Genomic DNA, 17205 nt, shown 5'->3' with positions numbered 1-17205 from the left:
CTATTCGGTATGAATGTGTGTAAGTCCGATTTATTTAAGTTAGATTCATTTTACCATACCTCATTTGGTAAATAGTAAGAAGAAGTAGTATCGTTATTCCCAATACAAAGATTGTCCTAAACACCATTATAAAAATTTTATAAAAAATAAATATAGGCCATTAAAAAACGGGAATTTTCCGTCTTTTAATGGCCTATGGTAATAAGCTTAGTGTTTGCGCTTTTTTAAAATTTAGTTGTTACGCCTTATCCACGTTCAACAATTAGTGACGTACCTTGTCCGCCGCCAATGCATAATGTTGCTAGACCTGTTTTCGCATTACGTTTTTCCATTTCATACAATAACGTTGTTAGGATTCTTGTTCCAGAAGCTCCTACTGGATGGCCTAAAGCAATTGCCCCTCCATTTACATTCACCTTATCAGGGTTTAACTCTAAGTCTTTTACAACTGCTAGTGATTGTGCAGCAAAGGCTTCATTTGCTTCAATTAAATCAAGGTCAGCAACGTTCATGCCTGCTTTCTCTAATGCTTTTTTCGTAGCTGGTACTGGTCCATAACCCATAATTTTAGGATCTAAAGCTGCATTTGCGTAAGACTTAATTGTTGCTAGCGGAGTTAAGCCTAACTCTTCAGCTTTTTCTTTTGCCATTAAGACAACCATCGCAGCACCGTCATTAATTCCAGACGCGTTTCCAGCGGTTACAGTGCCATCCTTCTTAAATGCAGGACGTAGCTTTGCAAGTTTATCAATTGTAAGTCCATGCTTAGGATGTTCATCCGTATCTACTACAATTGGCTCTCCTCTTCGCTGAGGTATCTCAACTGAAGCAATTTCATCACGGAAACGCCCTTCTTTTTGTGCTCTCTCAGCTCGGTGCTGACTTTCGAGTGCAAAAGCATCCTGTTCTTCTCTTGTCAGCTCCCATTGCTCAGCAATATTCTCTGCAGTGACTCCCATATGAATATTGTTGAAAGCATCTGTTAAACCGTCATGAATCATTGTATCTACAATATCCCCATGTCCCATACGGTACCCTGTACGAGCATTAGGTAATATATACGGAGCATTACTCATGCTTTCTGTCCCACCTGCTAAAATTACATCTGCATCACCTAACGCAATAAACTGAGCTCCCATGCTTACAGTACGTAACCCTGATCCACATAGCTTGTTTATCGTTGTAGCAGGTGTTGTTTCTGGTAAACCAGAATGAATTGATACTTGTCTTGCTATATTTTGTCCTAAACCAGCTGATAGAATATTCCCTACTAATACTTCATCAATAATATCAGCTGGAATAGAAGCACGCTTAATTGCTTCCTTCGCTGCTACTACTCCTAAATCTACTGCTGATAGCGATGATAGTGACCCTCCAAATGCACCAACCGGTGTACGCGCCGCACTTACAATAACAACTTCTCTCATAATTAAATCCCCCTATAGTTTACTAGATTTTTAAAAGTGTATATCCTGCTTTTTTTTTGCTGAGCTGTATATGTAAAACTAAATCTACCTTCAAAATATATTCAGAGTCGGACAACTATATGTGTGAAAGTTACTATTTTTTTACTAGTTTAAGTAAAATATATTTGATAAAGCACATGATAATATTGAATCTAGTAAGAAGGCCACTGAAAAACGGTGATTTCCGTTCTAATCAGTGGCCTCAAATTTGGACTTAGTATTATTATTTGCAGATTATAATGTTACACGCCAGCCAAATGGATCTTCAATTAGTCCCTTTTGAATACCAGTTAATGTATCATATAATTTCTTTGATAAATCACCTGTTACTCCGTCATTAATGATTAGCTTCTCACCATTATAAGCAAATTCACCAATTGGAGAAATAACAGCAGCTGTACCAGTACCAAATGCCTCTTCTAATTCACCATTTCGATACGCCTCGTACACTTCATCAAATGAAATTCTACGTTCCGAAACAGGAATGTTCCAATGTTTTAACAGCTGAAGGATTGAATCTCTTGTAATCCCCTCTAAAATACTACCATTAATAGCAGGAGTAACAACTTCACCCTTAATTTTGAAAAATACGTTCATGCTTCCTACTTCTTCAATATACTTTTTCTCTTTCCCATCTAACCATAAAACTTGAGAGTAGCCTTGCTGAGCTGAGTTTACTTGTGCTTTTAAACTACCAGCATAGTTTCCGCCAGTTTTCGCATTGCCTGTTCCACCACGAATAGCACGAACATATTCATGCTCAACAGCTATCTTAACAGGGTTAATTCCTTCTTTATAATAAGCACCTACTGGTGACAAAATAATCATAAACTTATAGTTCTTTGAAGGAGCAACGCCTAAATTATGTTCAGTTGAAAAAATAAAAGGACGTATATATAAAGAAGTTCCTTCCGCAGTTGGAATCCACTCTTTATCAACTTTCAAAAGTTCTTTAAGTCCCTCAAGTACAAATTCTTCATCTACCTCTGGAATGCATAAACGCTCATTCGAACGATTTAATCTTTCGAAGTTTTTTTCTGGTCTGAATAGTAATACTTCATTATCATTTGATAAGTAGGCCTTTAAACCTTCAAATACAGACTGTCCGTAATGTAAAATCATTGCTGAAGGATCCATCGAAATTGGTTGATAGGGTACAATTTTTGGATCATGCCATCCTGTACCTTCTGTATAATCCATCATAAACATATGATCACTAAAAAATTTACCAAACACCAACTCTTCCGGTTGTGGTTTTGTTTTCTTCTGTTCACTTAGCTGAATTTCAATTGTTGGATTTGACATTGTTTGTTCCTCCGTGTACTAAAGTTAAATTTCTTCTATTTACTATTCTTTGTTTAGAGAGTATTCAAAAGGGCATCGACCATATGAACCTTCATAAAAGAGTACATAAATTAATCGTTACACAATTAAAATATTATATCCAAAGCTATAAAACTGTCTTCTAACTCTACTTAAACTCTTATTATAAGAATTATACTAATATTATCACAATTTTCAACAATATTTAATATTGAAAATTTATTATTCATAAAATTTTCTTAAAATAATTGAATTCTACTATAAGTAGAATCCAGAAAAGTAAAAAAACAGACTATATCATCACTAATGTATCTTACAAGATTAAAGGGTATACGAGCCGACTGAAAAGAAAAGAAGCTCACAAACTAGTGTGAACTTCTTTTCATATCTTATTTAACTATTAATACTGGAATAGTAGAAATCTGTGAAACTTTATGACTGACGCTGCCTAGCATCAGTTCTTTAAATGTTCCTAGACCACGGCTCCCGATCATTATCATATCGAAACGTTCGTTTTCAGCATATTTTGTTAATTCTCTAGCTGCATCACCTTCTAATAGAACAGTTTCACAAGTAAGACCTGCTTTTTTAACATCTTCTACTGCTATGTTTAGCACTTCTTTTCCTTGCTCTTGCTCTGCTTCCTGCATCTTTTCTCTTAGATTGTATTCAACAGCTGTCGAATGTCCCAACATAATTGGTGCAGCTTGGTCATGAGATTTGGCGATATGAACAAGAGTTAATTCTCCTGAAACATCCTGTACGTGCTCAATTGCTTTTTGTAGAGTTCGATAGCCGTTATTAGAGCCGTCGATTGCTACTAAGACCTTTTTAAAACTCATCTTCTACTCCCCCTCAACTAACCTAATTTATACTTTTTATTATCCAACCTTATGTTCAGACTCTGTATTTGCGCTTTCTTCACTAAAGCTTTCATCTTTATTTGAACTCTTACCGATTAATAGTAAGTATAAAACAATACCTGCACCGATTCCCCACGCGGGTCCCATCATGGCCGTTAACATACCAATCGCAATCACTAGCCCTCTTGAAATATTGTCTTTTACCATTTCCATTGCAACATACGCACAAGCAAAACCAGTTAATAACATCGTAACTGATAAGGCAACGGGAAGTAGTGGCATAATCAGTGTGATGATTGGTAATAAAATCCCTAAAGGAATTGCAGCAATATAAAAGTTAATTGTCCCTGTATGAATTGAATCCATAACTTCTTTTCCTTGTTTATATCGCTCAGCTAAAAATACTTGAGCACCAGTCCAAATTGGACCATGTAACGTAATAAGTGGACCAGCAGTTAGTAACTGAACAAAGTTACGAATTGCTAAAACATAGTGACTGCGAGTCGTATTTAGTTCCACTTCTTCATCAGGTCTCTTTTTAGTTGCACCTTTTAATAATGTATCGGCTACTAAAATATCACCAAATGCTAGAATATAAATCATTACACCTAACGGAATAGCTGCAACGATCATACTCCACGAAGGTAGTCCAACAGACCAAGGTGCAAGCGCTCCTAATGTTTCAGCAAATGGTGGAATAAAAATACCCCACTCAAGCGAGAAGCTAATCTCACCTACTATAAAACCAACAATACCAGCAATAACAAATGTCAATACTAATGCGTTTGCACCTATAAAAACTTTTGTTTTCGTATTCGGAAGTTTCGCAAATGGAATTGAATACATTAACACCATGACGATAATCCATGCTGTCACTAGTGTAATCGGCATTTGCTCCACTCGGTTTATTTCAGATTGAAATGCAGCGATAGCGGCACCCATGATAATACCTGCTTTTAAAGGGGCAGGAACCGTATTATTGAATTTTTCTCCTAATTTGGTTACCCCAAAGAACAAGAACAATAAAGTTACAACGATCGTGACTGCAATCATCGCTTGAATAGATTCAGTCCCAACACTGTAGCCATTTAAATATACAATCGTTAATGGTAATGCAGCAGTAATTGCTCCACCCGCATACACATCCCCAAACAACACATTCTGTGCGATTACCCAAAAGAATAAAACTAACATCACTGTCCATGCAATTTCAAATGATACATCAAAATATTGCATTAACAATGGGGCTGTTGCTCCCCCTGCTGCTAATAGCAAGAGCCCTCCTTGTAGATGTTGGCTTGGGTATAACCCAACATGCACCCCAGGAATTCTCATTGTAAATGGTCCCCACTTAATACCTGGTTGGATACCACCGTGTTCTCTTTCTTTTTTCATAACATTCTCCCTCCTCCAAATTATTCTCCTACTTACACTTTTCCATCTTGTAAATACTACAAATAGATATATCACTTTTATCTCTAATCTAGTTATAGTAAACGTTTTCATTATATTAAAATATAGAACTTTCTGCAAATATAAAATATTTAGAAAAACAGAGAATATAGTCGAATTTAATAAGAAGTTTGTCGTTTTTGCATCATTCTAAGGATATAAAGGGAATTACTACTAAAAGCGAAAAAGGAATCCAGTAGCTACAGGCTTTATTGTATAAAAAGAACAAAAAAGCAGAGAGAAAATACGTCCCTCTGCTCGAATAAACTCCAAAATATCAATCAATACTTTTCTTATCTATTTTACTAGAATACCTCTCTCAAATTAATGATAACGCTTACATCACGTTATATAGTGTAAGTGTTATATGTTTTGCTCCAAAAAACATATTTCAATAATAGTACCTAACTCTTATTTTTTTGAAAACCCTTTTTTCTCTACGAAATCCTTCATAAACATTCGCTTCGGTTCAGCTAGCATTTGTGACATTTGCTCGGACCATGTATTAGCGCGCTTTCCACCTGTTCTCTCATGGTAGTAAGCTGAAACTACTTTATCATATTCATTTAATTGCTGTTTATATAGAGTTTGTTCCTGTGGGTATTCATCTTCATAATAAATATGCTCCAGTGGTAAACGTGGTTTTACACCTGGGTCTTGAGCTGGATAACCGACAGTTAGTCCAAATAATGGGATCACACGATGAGGAAGATTTAATAGCTCACTAACCTCTTGCACGTGATTACGAATTCCACCTATATAGCAAATGCCAAGGCCTAATGACTCTGCTGCTACAGTTGCATTTTGCGCAGCAAGTGCTGCATCAATGACAGCAACCATAAATTTCTCTGTACTATCTAATGATTCTTTCAAATCTGTTCCCTTCATATCACCAATAATTTCATGTCGATGAAGATCCGCACAAAAGATAAAGAAATGACCGCTTGATGCTACATAATTTTGATTCCCAGCAAGCTCTGCCAACTCTTCCTTTTTCGCAACATCTTTCACACCAATGATCGAATACGCTTGAATATAACTTGAAGTAGAAGCAGCTTGTGCACTTTGAACGATTGTATGTATTTGCTCTTCTGTCAGTGAACGTTCTTCGAATTTTCGAATCGATTTATGCTTTAAAAGCATCTCGATAGTTTCATTCATTTAAATCAGCTCCTTTTATTAGTTGCTAAAGATTATCTCCTATTACAAGGTAAAAATAAAGAAATGAGACTTGTTTTTCAACGGGTCGGTTTTGGGAGAGAAAATTAAAATTAACAATATAATTAAAAAAAGGTTAAGAATACTCCCTCCTAACCTTTTATCCTTGTATTCATTTATAGATGTCACCTCGGAAATCAATGTTTAATACGTATAATATTACTTTTTCATCTTCTATCTTATAAATCATTCTTATATCGCCAACTCTGAGTCTAAATGTATCGGTGTACCCTTTCATCTTTTTGATGTCATTTTCTTTTCGGTTATAGGGGTCTTCTGCTAAGTGCACTAAAGCATTTTTTATTCTTTTCCTTGTAGGAGTATCTTGCTTTTGAATAAACTTCCTGGCTTTATTTGAAACTTTAATTTCAAACATCTAAGTCATCTTTAAAAACATCTTCAAAAGAATGAAATTCCCCATATATTGCCTCTTCAATTGCTTTTTTTTCATCCTTAGTTGGTTCAACTTCATCAAATTCCTCTTCATATTTAGTTAAGGTTTCAAGGATTTCTTTTACCTTCTCTAAATTTTTTTCTGAAACTTTGTCAATGATTTTATACAAATCTTCTCTTCTCACAGCCATAATAATTCCTCCTTACGCCTACTTCTTTTATTTATAATATCACATTGTAGACATAGTTTCTGCTTGTTATCACCAATCCACTAAACTGCCTCTTATATACAGTATGTTAAAACTACTTTAAATTAAACTGCTAAATATGTTTTTCTACTTTAAAGCTGTGCCCGTAACTTGTTTTTCAACATTTTTATAATTCAAGCTCTAGTAATACACTTCTATGAAACTTACATACTAATAAAGATATTTTACCTTCTGTGAAACATATATTTCACAGAACGTGATATAATGAAACTGAAAGGAGTTCTGCCTATGTCGGTCTTAAAAAAGCTAAAAAACTCGCAAAAGGAAAACAGCCATAGATTAGGTCATACAACGAGATCTGCCCTTGCTGAATTTCGCTACGTTGAGAAAATGCCTCCCTTCATCCAAGAGTATGTAATTAGTAGAATGGCACTTGGCTATTCTATGACTACGTTGCAACGTTACATATATGACTTTAAAAGTTTTTTTGATTATGTTCATGAAGTGACTGGTGAAGACTTTCAAATAAAGGATATTACGTTAGAGGATTTTATAGATATTGATCGTGAAATGATAGAAGACTATATACAATTCCTTTCATTACATGCAAAGAATAATGGGAAATCAATTAATCGAAAACTATCAGCATTAAAGTCTCTTTTCGATTTTCTTAAACAACAAAAGTACACAACCTTGAATCCAGTAAATGATGTGGAACGACCAAAAGTCATACGGAAAGATCCTATCTATTTAAATCGTGATGAATACGAGGAGCTGTTTTCTATTATTCTTTCTGACAAAGGTATGTCAAAGAGGCAAATAAAGTATCATACTCTTTTAAAAGAAAGAGACGGGGCGATCATTCACACAATGATTATGACGGGACTTCGTATTTCAGAGCTTTGTCAAATCAAAGTAAAAGACTTTAACACAAAAGAAAGAGAGCTATCCGTTATTGGTAAAGGAAATAAGCAACGAACAATTCCATTAAATGAGGGAACATTGAAGATTATTAATCAATACATGACATCCCTACCTAAGCAACACCGCCCTACATCATATGAGCAATCATTATTTGTCGGCTATGATTTCAAGAAAAATCAATATACTGAGCAAGTAACAGTGAGTGCGATTCAAAAAATGATTCAACGTCATATCGAGCGTGCGAAAACCTATCTTCCCTTTTTAAGCTATAAAAATATAAGTGCTCATAAATTAAGACATAGTTTTGCGACGGAACTTGTTCATAGAGGAATTGATGTACTAACAGTTCAAAGTTTACTAGGTCATGAATCGGTTGCGACTACACAAATTTACTCACATGTGAAAAAGGACGCAAAGAAACTAGCCATAGAAGCTCTCGAGTTAACATAATATTTATATGGTGAACAATTTTATGTTCACCCTTTTTACATTTTAGAATGTGTCTATAGAAATGGAAGAGTTATAGTAACTGTAGTTCCTTTATTAGGTTGACTAAAGAACTCTACTTTTCCATTATGAGCTTCAATTATTTTATAAGTAACCATCAATCCAAGTCCTGTGCCTTTTTCTTTTAATGAGTAGAACGGTTCTCCTATTTTACTGATACATTCTTTTGAAATACCTATCCCACTATCTATCACTTTAATTAGAATCACTTTCTTTTCACAAGTTTCCATTTGTAATAGTATATCGCCACCATCTGGCATTGCTTCCATGGCGTTCTTTAATAGATTTATGAAAACTTGTTTTAGTTGATTTTCATTGCAGCTAATAATAGGAATTTCTTTTTCTGTTTGTATGATAAATTGTATATTATTCATTAAAGCTTGTGGGTTTAAGAGAGATAAGACTTGCACTAATATTTGTTTAACATCAGCATCTTTGTAATTATTTTTTTGTGGCTTTGCGACGATCATAAATTCATTCGTGATCGATTCCAGTCTATCTAATTCCGAAAGTAGTAAATCATAAATAGGTAAGTGCTTTTCTTTTGCTTCCGCTTTAAAATATTGTGTAAAGCCTTTAAGAGTTGTCAATGGATTTCGAATTTCATGAGCAAATCCCGCTGCAAGCTGACCAACTACCGATAATTTTTCAGCTTTTATTAACAATTCATTTTGTCTTGTATGATAGTCCTTACTTTCTTTTTCATATGCTTCTAATACTAGCTGTTGTTCTAAATTAAGAATTTTAGTTGCAACATTTATGTAAAGTGTGTTTTCTTTTGGGTCAGTGATTTGTTCTTCGATTAATCTAAATAACTTATTTTGTAAGTTATGAAAGGCGCCCATATACCATCTAGGCTTTAATCCTATACTAAAATGAATTTCTGCAACTTTTAATCTTTTATTAATAAATTGCTCATCAATTTTTCCGTTAAATAATTCAATTAAGTGTACCTTCAACGTAGTTTCTAGCCTTTCCATTGAACTATGAGTACCGATAATTTCTTTTAATTCTTCAACTTGAATAATAACTTGATAAAAGGAATCTACTAGTAGGTCAATATGCTTCGTAATAAATGGTTGCATTCTTTTCACAACAAGCAAATCTTCGCTAGTTAAATCTAAAAATCTTAGTTGTTCCAAGACCCCTTCGTTGGTAACATCTATTACAGAACATTTCATTCATTTTCCTCCTATTTTAATTATATATACAAGAAACATACTGAATTTTTATAATGAATCAAATAATTGATTTATTTTGTATATAAAATATTATAAATCTATAAAGTGATATTTACCACTATAATTATGGTGTTTACGCTATTTTATTAGATTATTCGAAAATAAAAAACCCACTGAAAATAGTGGGTCCTCCTACAATGCTATTTTACTTTCCTTAGTTAATTCTCTCATCTGTAACTCTGCTAATGTCATAACATCTCGTTCGCTCGAAAGGTCTCTATGCTTTAAAACACCTGTAAAATAATGTATAGCTGCTTCATCATCATGAAGTCTTCGGTGCAATTCCCCTATTAAATACTTTAAACGAATTTCTGACATAGTTGATTCAAAAATCTCAAAACTATTTTGAGCTTTTTTATATTCAGATAGAGCATGATTCAAAAATCGCCTTTCTTGATTTTGATTATTGATTTCCCTGTATAACCATCCTAAGCGTAAACATATACCACCGATCACAAGTGATTTCTCACTAGTCAACGTTCCCGATAACAGTGCAAGCTTATGTGTTGCAATAGCATGATCTGAAGTCCGTTCATGACCATAATCAACATTGTTCCACCCATCAGAAATTTTCACTTGAATAATTTCTTTATCTCTTGCTGTTAACCGGTCATTAAAATGATCATTATAAGAATAACCGCAATGAGGACAAACATTCACGCGATAATAGATTGGATTATATTTATCTTCATAGACAGGAGCAAAGTCCGAATCAGTCTTCACCACACGTGCAAAACGACTTCTAATTTTTCTAGTTGTAAAAGCACCGCTACATACGGGACAAGTACACTCTTTCTCGTAATAGGGTAAAATATCTAAGGTATTCATGAAAGGCTGCTCCTCCTTTTTTCTTACTACCATCATAAGAAAATAGAGAAGCAGTCACAAGATACGAACTAATTATCTTCTAAGTAAAGAAAAAGCTGAAATTTATGCCTTTCAGCTTAAAATTATCCGGGATTTCATATGAATCAAACGTTCTCTACTATTAATCACTAGTTTGTTTTCCCTAGCAACTCAAAATAGTATTTAATTTTAATTTAGTAGGATTACTTATTTCCTAGCAAAAATAAAAAAGGTTACATTTTCATTCTTATACGTTTATTTTGTTCCTTTAACTTTCCTGCTAAAGAAGAAATGTTCTTTCCAGCTAGCATATATACATTTTCATTTGTTCGGATAATTAATTTTTCATTTTTCTTAAGTGGCAATCCTATTATGATTATCCCTTGCTGAATTTCTTCATTCGATGCTAGCTCTACTGCTGTAATTTCATCAATTGAAATAGACACTCGCTTAAAACCATGTCGAACTAATAAGGCATGTCCAACGATCATATATTTTAACCGAATATACACCGTTAAATAATAAGCCACTGCTAAAAATAAAAGTACGTAAATATACCAATCCATCTTTTCACCTCATATTTATTTTAACATAAAAAAATGGTCGGAATTTAATGAAATTCCGACCTAACAAGCTCTTAAAACTGGTAAAGCTTCTTATATTTTTCCTCTAAATACTTCACCAAATACTCAGGATTAATTCCTTCACCCGTTGTATCTTCTAATATTTCAATTGGCTTTTTCATTTTCCCATATTGATGGACCTTTTCAGTAAGCCATTCTTTAATAGGTATCAGTTCTCCTTTTTCAAGTAAGTCACTGTAATTAGAAATATCTTTGTCCATCGCATTCTTGATTTGCGCTGCGTAAATATAGCCTAATGCATATGAAGGGAAGTAGCCAAATGCCCCAAAGGACCAGTGAACATCCTGAAGTACACCTTCTCCATCATTAGATGGACGAACCCCTAAATATTCCTCCATCTTATCATTCCAAATAGCGGGTAAGTCTTTCACTTCAATTTCATCATTAATTAAAGCTTTTTCAATTTCATAACGCATTATAATATGAAGAGCGTACGTCATCTCATCGGCTTCAATTCGAATTAACGATGGCTTGGCTTCATTAATGGCACGGTAAAAATTTTCCTGACTCACATCATCAAACTGTCCATTTGAGTGATTCTTAAGTAGGTCATAATTACACTTCCAGAATGATTCATGACGTCCAACAAAGTTCTCCCAGAAAAGTGATTGAGATTCATGAATTCCCATTGAAGTCCCGTCACATAGAGGTGTTCCAATCAAATCCTTCGAAATATTTTGCTCATATAAAGCATGACCACCTTCATGAATTGTTCCGAACACAGCCGTACGGAAGTCTTTCTCATCATACTTTGTTGTTACACGAACATCCCCTGGATTTAAGCTAATAGCAAATGGATGCATTGTGGTATCTAAACGTCCTGCATCAAAGTCATAGTTCATTTGCTTTAAAATATCTAAACTAAACGAACGTTGTTTTTCTTTAGGAAAATGTTCAAATAAAAATTTTGTATTCGGCTTATGGTTTGATTCAGTAACTCCTTTAACAAGCGGAATTAACTGATCTCTTAATTTTCCAAATACATCATCTAAAATATCGACTGTAATTCCCGGCTCATAATCATCTAATAATGTATTGTATTTGTTATCTTCATAGCCCCAATAATCGATGAAACGCTTTGTTGTAGCTACGATTTTTTCTAAATATGGCTGGAACATCGCAAAGTCTGAAGCTTCTTTTGCCTCTTCCCATGCTGTTTCTGTCTTTGCTTTTAAAATAACAAATTCTTTATATTCTGCTTCTGGTATTTTATTATTTCGATCATAGTTTTTTTTGCATTCTTCTACCGTCTTCTTTGTGATTTCTGAGAGCTCACCTTGAATAGCTTGGTCTTGTAGCTGAGTTAGAAATTGTTTCATTTCATCTGAGACAGACATTTTGAAAATTTCTGTTGATAGGGTACCAATTACCTCAGAGCGTTGGTCTCCACCTTTTTTAGGTGCACCTGTACGAGCATCCCAAAACAATAAAGATGTAGCTTCATTATAGTTCTCCATTTTCTTCACGTACTGAAGAAAATCCTGTTCAATTTGTTTACTACCAGTCAATGAAAGTTCCCCCAATTCAATATGAAATAATTATGTACATGTAACTACATATTATACAGTGCTTGGCTTATGTATGCTAATAATAGCTACAGAAGTGGTAAATAACAAAATAAGCAATGGCATTAGACTGTACTTTCCGTCATGAATGTACGGAAAAAACAGCCGTAATACTCATTGCTTTAGATCCAAAAGAAACTAATTCTTTTGGATAATTATTAATCCTTTGCTTCCGTTAATTGATGATCGATTCGTTCAATCAGTTCAGAAGAGAACTCAAAGAATTGCTCATCAACCCCTGTCTTATGACTTAGGGCGTGTTGATATTGCTGTTTTGCTTGGTTAAGTGCATCAGTTGCTGCTTGTAATTGGTCTTCATCCATGCTCATAGTAGCTTGTCCTACCATGCGTTGGGCAGACTTTATTGCCATTTCTACTTGTTTTAAATCATTATATGGCTCAGACATTTATCCATACCACCTTTCATTAGTAACAGTACTAGCATATGAAAAATATCTGGATCTTATCCATATTATTTAGTTAACATAATAATATTATTGAAACTATTATACCTTGAGTGTATAAAAACAAAAACACATCCTTAGATAATTGAAAGGATGTGTCTCGTATCGTTAATTTCTCTGATTAGTTCTTTGGCGGTCTTGGTCCAAAATATTGATAATATTGTGTCTTAATATTTCCGTTGTATAACTTGCGTCTTTTTGAAGCTGGTTTTCCGTATAGCTCTTCAAAGCCTTCGTGTGACGTTAGCATATATACAGACCACGTTGGTAATTCTTCTCTAAATAGTTTCCCCATATTACGGTACATATGCTCAACTTCATCTCTTTCCCCAAGTCGTTCTCCGTATGGAGGATTTCCGATTAAAGTACCGTATTCTAGCTTCGTTCGTAAATCTGTTACTTGCATTTGCTTAAACTTCAGCATGTCGCCAAAGCCAGCTTCCATTGCATTATTTTCTGCTAACTCAACCATCTTATGATCGATATCCGAACCAAATATCGTTAACTTTTGATCATAATTTGCTACATCTTCAACCTCTTGACGCGCTTTATCCCATACGTCTTTACTGATCCATGGCCAATCCTCAGAAGCGAAATCACGGTTAAAGCCTGGTGCGATATTTTGTCCAATTAAAGCAGCTTCAATTGGAAGTGTTCCTGAACCACAGAATGGATCAATAAACGGCATTTCTGGTCTCCAATTTGTAAGCATAATCATTGCTGATGCTAACGTTTCTTTAATTGGAGCTTGGCTATGTAAATAACGATACCCACGCTTATGTAATCCTATTCCACTAGTGTCAATAGTTAAAGTCGCAACATCTTTAAGTAAGGCAACTTCAATTCTACAAAGAGGTCCATCTTCTTTGAACCAGTCGGTTTTATGCTTTTTCTTCATACTTTCTACTACCGCTTTTTTTACAATAGCTTGGCAATCAGAAACACTGAATAATTTTGATTTTACCGAGCGTCCAATGACAGGAAACTCTGCATTAGCTGGGATTAAATCTGCCCAAGGTAATGCTTTTGTTTTTTCAAAAAGCTCTTCGAATGTAAAAGCTTTGAATTCTCCAACTTTCAACTTAATTCGATCAGATGTACGTAACCATAAATTAGAACGACAAATCCCAGCTTCGTCTGCGGTATATGTAACCTTACCATTTTCAACTTGAACATCTTCATAACCAAGGTCCTTTACCTCACGTGCTACAAGTGATTCAAGTCCCATTGTTGCTGTTGCAATTAGTGTAACTTTTCCCATATAAAAAACTCCTTGAATTTAGAAATAAATACTACATAATATAATAACTTTTGTTAGTATTATTGACATTCTTTTTATTTGTGAGACTTCCTTTAGGAATAAAATACCTCTGTCAATTATATAGATAAATACATTGAATGAAAAGGGTTGTCCCTATTTCTGAAGATTCGGTTTTTAACAACTATGATTTCACGTATACCATTGACGTAGATTAAGGATTCTTAAGTAAGAACAAAACCGCAAAAGCGGTATTGTTTGATGCAATGTGCGGAGTCACTACTTGTGTTAAGCGTGTAGTGTGCGTGGTCATTGCTCATCTATGATTATCCACAAATATGTATTTTATAGTTTCCTAAAACCAAAAAAACCTCTGCAATGAGAGGTATAATCCTATGGCAAGTATTCAAAATAAAAATATCGCCAATCAAGTGGCGATTTTTATCATCCCTATAGCGTTCGATAAGCCATGTTTTGTACCTTAGTACTGCAAACGGTGATGAGCCTCGTACTCCGGTGGTAATCATCTGTCTACAGACGAAGTAACTTCGCCTGGCCCTCTTCTCAGTTCATTTCCATGAAGAGGATGCCCCTACCATATTTTGGGTTTCTCGCTCGAGGGGTTTACCCGTTCCACTCCGCTCGTTTCCTCACGGACTACGTCACTGTGGCACTTTCAGAAGCATCACACCATATCCTATTGGACTTAGGTGCTTACCTCGCCGTTAATCCAGTCGAAACCAGATTACCCTAGCTTATTGATTGGCTAGGCACGAACACTACGACCATCTCAGGTCGTGCGAGCATGGACTTTCCTCTACATCCTAAAGATGCAGCGATTACCTGAACGCTATCGGTTCTCATCAATGAGACAACTATTATATTACACTGTTTTCTATCATATTTCAACTGTTAATCATTGGTATTGTCATTTTTGCGAATTGCCTGGCGTGATAGCTCATCTGCATTTTTATTTTGATTACTAGGAATCCATTTCATAAAGAACATATCGAACTTTTTTATACGCTCTAACACTTGCTCTAATAGCGGCTGATAAAGTGACTTTTTTACATATTGCTTTTCTATAGCGTCATCTAGCAATTTAGAATCCGTACGAAAAGAAACAGAAGTAATTCCTTTTTCAATGCAAATATCGAGTGCATGTATTAGTGCCAAAAATTCAGCCTCGTGATTAGACATTTCCCCAAGTGGAATTGAATGTCTGTCAACTTGCCCATTTTTATAATTTATGAAAATTCCTGCCCCAGATGGACCAGGATTACCTGCGCTTGCACCATCTATAGAAATTTCAATCATTAAAAACACCTCCGATAAAAGGGTGTATAAACAGAAGAAAAACGAAGCTAAGCTTCACATAAGCTTGCTCCGTTATTATAGTATCATAGAATCTGATTTTTTTATAGGATCTTACTTAAGAACCCTTTTAAGCGTGGGTGCGTCGGATTTTCGAAAAATTGTTCTGGGGGAGCTTCTTCCATAAAAATCCCTTCATCAATGAAAAAGACTCTATCACTAACTTCCTTAGCAAACCCCATCTCATGAGTAACAACAACCATCGTCATCCCCTCTTCTGCAAGGTCCTTCATAACACTAAGAACTTCTCCAACTAGCTCAGGATCTAAGGCAGATGTTGGCTCATCAAACAACATAATCTTAGGATTCATAGCAAGCGCTCTTGCTATCGCTACCCGTTGTTTTTGACCACCTGATAGACTACCTGGGTATACGTTTGCCTTATCAGCCAATCCTACCTTGTCCAATAACTGCAACGCCACTTTTTCTGCTTCTTCATTTTTCATTTCTTTAACTTTCATCGGTGCTAATGTCACATTTTGAAGGACTGTCATATGAGGAAATAGATTAAAATGCTGGAACACCATTCCTACTCTTGAGCGAACATCGTTTATATTTGTTTTTGGATCTGTCAAATCGGAATCGTCAACAATGATTTGTCCACTTGTCACTTCTTCAAGTAAGTTCAAGCAACGTAAAAAAGTACTTTTTCCTGAGCCTGAAGGTCCTATAACACAGACTACTTCTTTTTCATGAATTTCAGTTGTAATTCCCTTTAATACTTCAGTATCACCAAATGACTTACGTAAATCATTTACTTTTATCATTAAACATCTAACCTCCGTTCAATACGACGCAATATTATCATAGCTGGTATTGTAATCATTAAATACATTATACCGACCATCATATACGGTTCAAAGTACGTAAATGTGTTACTAGAATACATACGACCTTGGTACAAGACTTCATGAACAGCAATGACGGAAAATAGCGATGTATCCTTTAAACTGATGATAAATTGATTACCTAATGGAGGAATCATACGTTTAAATGCTTGTGGCCAAATAATATAACGCATTGTTTGAATCTTAGTTAACCCTAATGAACGTCCTGCTTCTGATTGTCCTTTTTCAACAGAGTGTACTGCACCACGCACAATTTCAGCAATGTATGCACCTGCGTTTAAAGCAATCGCAATAATTGATGCTGTTACTTTATCAAGGTTCACACCAAACAGATCTGAAACACCAAAGTATAGGAACAATACTTGAACAAGAATTGGTGTACCACGTATTACTTCAACATAAACTGTTGATATGGCGTAAATTAATTTATTCTTAGATAATCTCCCAAAACCAGCGAATACACCGATAACAAACCCTAATGCAACACCGACAAATGTAATAAGTAATGTCAACTTTAACCCTTGTAATAAAAAGGGAATGACATTAGTGAAATGGGGACTAATAAAATTCTCTAACATTCTCTTTCACCTCTTTTTCTCTAAGAAAAACG

General features: G+C 34.9%; 17 protein-coding genes and 1 other RNA gene. 1 reads left to right on the top strand and 17 read right to left on the bottom strand.

Annotation, left to right across the window (positions count from 1 at the left end; all coding sequences use genetic code 11):
* Positions 1 to 245: 245 nt before the first annotated feature.
* The 7 genes from CD003_RS07245 to CD003_RS07215 all read right to left on the bottom strand — a co-directional run bounded on the left by CD003_RS07245 (position 246) and on the right by CD003_RS07215 (position 6906).
* On the bottom strand, positions 246 to 1427 hold the full coding sequence (locus tag CD003_RS07245; RefSeq protein WP_096200485.1) for an acetyl-CoA C-acetyltransferase: 1182 nt from the start codon (positions 1425 to 1427) through the stop codon (positions 246 to 248).
* A gap of 273 nt (positions 1428 to 1700) precedes the next feature.
* A complete protein-coding gene (locus CD003_RS07240) occupies positions 1701 to 2771 on the bottom strand; it encodes a branched-chain amino acid aminotransferase (protein WP_096200484.1) in 1071 nt (356 codons plus the stop codon).
* Positions 2772 to 3178: 407 nt separating this feature from the next.
* Positions 3179 to 3631 (bottom strand): universal stress protein, encoded by a 453-nt coding sequence (locus tag CD003_RS07235; RefSeq protein ID WP_096200483.1) that lies wholly within the window; start codon positions 3629 to 3631, stop codon positions 3179 to 3181.
* Between the two features lie 39 nt (positions 3632 to 3670).
* On the bottom strand, positions 3671 to 5047 hold the full coding sequence (locus tag CD003_RS07230) for a hypothetical protein (RefSeq protein ID WP_179295473.1): 1377 nt from the start codon (positions 5045 to 5047) through the stop codon (positions 3671 to 3673).
* A 468-nt stretch (positions 5048 to 5515) separates the two neighbouring features.
* Positions 5516 to 6265: an oxygen-insensitive NADPH nitroreductase gene (gene nfsA, locus CD003_RS07225; RefSeq protein ID WP_096200482.1), complete on the bottom strand. Its 750-nt coding sequence runs from the start codon at positions 6263 to 6265 to the stop codon at positions 5516 to 5518.
* 169 nt (positions 6266 to 6434) lie between these two features.
* Complete coding sequence (locus tag CD003_RS07220; RefSeq protein ID WP_096200481.1) at positions 6435 to 6698, bottom strand: type II toxin-antitoxin system RelE family toxin; 264 nt, start codon at positions 6696 to 6698, stop codon at positions 6435 to 6437.
* Positions 6691 to 6906 carry a hypothetical protein gene (locus tag CD003_RS07215; protein WP_096200480.1) on the bottom strand — a complete coding sequence of 72 codons (216 nt, stop codon included), beginning with the start codon at positions 6904 to 6906 and terminating at the stop codon, positions 6691 to 6693. The genes CD003_RS07220 and CD003_RS07215 overlap by 8 nt, the downstream gene beginning before the upstream one ends.
* A gap of 306 nt (positions 6907 to 7212) precedes the next feature.
* Here CD003_RS07215 and CD003_RS07210 point away from each other — a divergent pair, with 306 nt between their 5' ends.
* On the top strand, positions 7213 to 8298 hold the full coding sequence (locus CD003_RS07210) for a tyrosine-type recombinase/integrase (protein ID WP_179295472.1): 1086 nt from the start codon (positions 7213 to 7215) through the stop codon (positions 8296 to 8298).
* A 53-nt stretch (positions 8299 to 8351) separates the two neighbouring features.
* Here the strand turns inward: CD003_RS07210 and CD003_RS07205 are convergent, their stop codons facing one another.
* The 10 genes from CD003_RS07205 to CD003_RS07160 form a co-directional block, all read right to left on the bottom strand.
* Complete coding sequence (locus CD003_RS07205) at positions 8352 to 9536, bottom strand: protoglobin domain-containing protein (protein WP_096200478.1); 1185 nt, start codon at positions 9534 to 9536, stop codon at positions 8352 to 8354.
* A gap of 192 nt (positions 9537 to 9728) precedes the next feature.
* Positions 9729 to 10424: a DUF2225 domain-containing protein gene (locus CD003_RS07200; protein ID WP_179295471.1), complete on the bottom strand. Its 696-nt coding sequence runs from the start codon at positions 10422 to 10424 to the stop codon at positions 9729 to 9731.
* Positions 10425 to 10675: 251 nt separating this feature from the next.
* Positions 10676 to 11008 carry a SunI/YnzG family protein gene (locus CD003_RS07195; RefSeq protein WP_096200476.1) on the bottom strand — a complete coding sequence of 111 codons (333 nt, stop codon included), beginning with the start codon at positions 11006 to 11008 and terminating at the stop codon, positions 10676 to 10678.
* A gap of 71 nt (positions 11009 to 11079) precedes the next feature.
* Complete coding sequence (locus CD003_RS07190) at positions 11080 to 12594, bottom strand: carboxypeptidase M32 (RefSeq protein ID WP_257008254.1); 1515 nt, start codon at positions 12592 to 12594, stop codon at positions 11080 to 11082.
* Between the two features lie 215 nt (positions 12595 to 12809).
* Positions 12810 to 13058, bottom strand: a complete 249-nt coding sequence (locus tag CD003_RS07185; protein ID WP_096200475.1) for a DUF2564 family protein — start codon at positions 13056 to 13058, stop codon at positions 12810 to 12812.
* Between the two features lie 178 nt (positions 13059 to 13236).
* Positions 13237 to 14376: a THUMP domain-containing class I SAM-dependent RNA methyltransferase gene (locus CD003_RS07180; protein ID WP_096200474.1), complete on the bottom strand. Its 1140-nt coding sequence runs from the start codon at positions 14374 to 14376 to the stop codon at positions 13237 to 13239.
* A gap of 455 nt (positions 14377 to 14831) precedes the next feature.
* Positions 14832 to 15224, bottom strand: an RNA gene (rnpB, locus tag CD003_RS07175) — RNase P RNA component class B.
* A gap of 61 nt (positions 15225 to 15285) precedes the next feature.
* The gene (locus tag CD003_RS07170; protein ID WP_096200473.1) at positions 15286 to 15690 is read right to left on the bottom strand and encodes a reverse transcriptase-like protein; all 405 of its coding nucleotides are present in this window, start codon (positions 15688 to 15690) and stop codon (positions 15286 to 15288) included.
* Positions 15691 to 15791: 101 nt separating this feature from the next.
* Positions 15792 to 16514: an amino acid ABC transporter ATP-binding protein gene (locus CD003_RS07165; RefSeq protein WP_096200472.1), complete on the bottom strand. Its 723-nt coding sequence runs from the start codon at positions 16512 to 16514 to the stop codon at positions 15792 to 15794.
* Positions 16514 to 17173, bottom strand: a complete 660-nt coding sequence (locus tag CD003_RS07160) for an amino acid ABC transporter permease (RefSeq protein WP_096200471.1) — start codon at positions 17171 to 17173, stop codon at positions 16514 to 16516. The genes CD003_RS07165 and CD003_RS07160 overlap by 1 nt, the downstream gene beginning before the upstream one ends.
* Between the last annotated feature and the right edge of the window lie 32 nt (positions 17174 to 17205).

Source organism: Bacillus sp. FJAT-45350 (assembly GCF_002335805.1).
GTDB lineage: Bacteria > Bacillota > Bacilli > Bacillales > NISU01 > FJAT-45350.
Note: the sequence above shows the minus strand (reverse complement) of the source record. Positions and strands in the feature narration are given on the sequence as shown.

Coding starts and splice junctions, on each gene's coding strand:
- CD003_RS07235 (WP_096200483.1), bottom strand. CDS start 3,631: ATGAGTTTTAAAAAGGTCTTAGTAGCAATCGACGGCTCTAATAACGGC.
- CD003_RS07180 (WP_096200474.1), bottom strand. CDS start 14,376: ATGGGAAAAGTTACACTAATTGCAACAGCAACAATGGGACTTGAATCA.
- CD003_RS07200 (WP_179295471.1), bottom strand. CDS start 10,424: ATGAATACCTTAGATATTTTACCCTATTACGAGAAAGAGTGTACTTGT.
- CD003_RS07195 (WP_096200476.1), bottom strand. CDS start 11,008: ATGGATTGGTATATTTACGTACTTTTATTTTTAGCAGTGGCTTATTAT.
- CD003_RS07205 (WP_096200478.1), bottom strand. CDS start 9,536: ATGAAATGTTCTGTAATAGATGTTACCAACGAAGGGGTCTTGGAACAA.
- CD003_RS07230 (WP_179295473.1), bottom strand. CDS start 5,047: ATGAAAAAAGAAAGAGAACACGGTGGTATCCAACCAGGTATTAAGTGG.
- CD003_RS07245 (WP_096200485.1), bottom strand. CDS start 1,427: ATGAGAGAAGTTGTTATTGTAAGTGCGGCGCGTACACCGGTTGGTGCA.
- CD003_RS07220 (WP_096200481.1), bottom strand. CDS start 6,698: ATGTTTGAAATTAAAGTTTCAAATAAAGCCAGGAAGTTTATTCAAAAG.
- CD003_RS07160 (WP_096200471.1), bottom strand. CDS start 17,173: ATGTTAGAGAATTTTATTAGTCCCCATTTCACTAATGTCATTCCCTTT.
- CD003_RS07165 (WP_096200472.1), bottom strand. CDS start 16,514: ATGATAAAAGTAAATGATTTACGTAAGTCATTTGGTGATACTGAAGTA.
- CD003_RS07215 (WP_096200480.1), bottom strand. CDS start 6,906: ATGGCTGTGAGAAGAGAAGATTTGTATAAAATCATTGACAAAGTTTCA.
- CD003_RS07170 (WP_096200473.1), bottom strand. CDS start 15,690: ATGATTGAAATTTCTATAGATGGTGCAAGCGCAGGTAATCCTGGTCCA.
- CD003_RS07185 (WP_096200475.1), bottom strand. CDS start 13,058: ATGTCTGAGCCATATAATGATTTAAAACAAGTAGAAATGGCAATAAAG.
- CD003_RS07210 (WP_179295472.1), top strand. CDS start 7,213: ATGTCGGTCTTAAAAAAGCTAAAAAACTCGCAAAAGGAAAACAGCCAT.
- CD003_RS07240 (WP_096200484.1), bottom strand. CDS start 2,771: ATGTCAAATCCAACAATTGAAATTCAGCTAAGTGAACAGAAGAAAACA.
- nfsA (WP_096200482.1), bottom strand. CDS start 6,265: ATGAATGAAACTATCGAGATGCTTTTAAAGCATAAATCGATTCGAAAA.